The 1650-nt window shown below is 67.8% G+C and carries 1 protein-coding gene and 1 tRNA gene; both read right to left on the bottom strand.

What is annotated here, in order from left to right; all coding sequences use genetic code 11:
• Positions 1 to 134: 134 nt before the first annotated feature.
• The gene (locus ABZV91_RS32435) at positions 135 to 575 is read right to left on the bottom strand and encodes a nitroreductase/quinone reductase family protein (RefSeq protein ID WP_355249529.1); all 441 of its coding nucleotides are present in this window, start codon (positions 573 to 575) and stop codon (positions 135 to 137) included.
• 721 nt (positions 576 to 1296) lie between these two features.
• Positions 1297 to 1370 (bottom strand) — tRNA-Met (locus tag ABZV91_RS32430).
• Positions 1371 to 1650: the final 280 nt, after the last annotated feature.

Here is a 1650-nt window from a genome sequence, read left to right as displayed (position 1 = left end):
CGGCGACACACCCGCCGCCTTCCGGCGCCGGAACACCAGGCGATACCGTCCACCGGTTCGTTCGCCCCGTCCGCCAGGCGCGCGAACACGGAATCGGGTAGCCCGGGTACCCAGGGTGACCGTGACGCGCGCGGCTACACGTCTCCCGCCGCGGGCGTGAGCCGGACCAGCGGAATCTCCCGGTCGGTGCGCTTCTGGTAATCCCCGTATACGGGATAGTCGGCGGTGATCCGCGACCACAGCGGCGCCCGCTGCTCCGTGGAGAGTACGTGTGCGGTCATCGGTCGGCGCGGACCGTTGCGGAAGGAGACCTCGACAGCAGGATTGTCACGGAGGTTCCAGTACCACGCCGGGTGGGTCGGATCGCCGGCCCGGGAGGCCACGATGACGTAGTCCTCGCCCTCGACGATCGGCGCGGTCAACATGACCGAGCGCGGCCGCCCACTCTTGCGGCCGACGGTGGTCAGTTCCAGCGCGGGCATCCCGAAGTACTCGGTCCCCAGGCGGCCGAAGCTGAGACGCAGCAGAGTTCGGTGTACAGCGTTGACGGCCTTCAGCGTGAAATCAGATGGCACGACAGCTCATCCCTCCGGTTCGCGGCAGTTGACCCAGCAAAGCAGCTCGGTCGCTCTCCGGCAACGCCGCCCCTCCGCGCTCCGCCGCCTCGCCATAGGACACAGCGCGGCGCCCCCGCCACCCCTTCGGCGTCCGGAGTCACCGACGCACCGGGGTTTCGCCGCCGAAACCCGCCCGGCGGTACTCGAATCCGATCGCCCTACTGCCCCTGGAAGGCCGCCGGCGCGCGGCCACGCACCGCCGACAGCGAGACCCGCGGGGCTGTCGAATTGCACGGATGTAATTTATTGGATGCATGCCTGCTATTGCGAATCAAGCCGCTCATAAATACGTTTCGACCCCTCATTTCGGACGATATACGTCGGCCGGAACCGAGACCGGGACACTCTCCTTCGAGGAATAGCCAGATGATTGCCCATTCTCCAGCTGCGGCAACGCATCCGGTTCCCGAGGGGCCCACCGACCCTGGGCAGCGCGCCGAATACCCACCGATGCCGGACCATTCGGACAGCGCGGTAGTTACGCGGGCGCTCCGGAAGCCGGTCGGCGCCCCCGATTCGGCGACGCCATTTCCGCCGGCCGATCCCCCGGCCGGGAACCTCCGTGCGACCGTCGAGCCGATCCGGGGCAGCCCGGCCCCACCGGAGCGGCGGGACAGGCAGCGATGCCGCGGCACGGAAAAGGTCCCGGAGAGAATCTCTCCGGGACCTTTTCCTGAAGTAGCGGGGACAGGATTTGAACCTGCGACCTCTGGGTTATGAGCCCAGCGAGCTACCGAGCTGCTCCACCCCGCGTCGGGTGTTCTCCAGCCTACGCACTGCGCCACCGAACACCAAAACATGGTGCTGAGCTGGCCTTGCGTCGATCACGAGCAGGATCGGGCGTACCGAGGCGGGGCTCGCTCGCATAGCCGCAGCCCCCGAGAACGGGCTTGCGACGTCCGCCCGGAGGCCGCCACCCGGCCGGACCCACAGAAACGGAGAAGGCCCCGGAACCGTAGTTCCGGGGCCTTCTCCGGTAGTAGCGGGGACAGGATTTGAACCTGCGACCTCTGGGTTATGAGCCCAGCGAGCT

The organism is Nocardia sp. NPDC004568 (genome assembly GCF_040609955.1).
GTDB lineage: Bacteria > Actinomycetota > Actinomycetes > Mycobacteriales > Mycobacteriaceae > Nocardia.
Note: the sequence above shows the minus strand (reverse complement) of the source record. Positions and strands in the feature narration are given on the sequence as shown.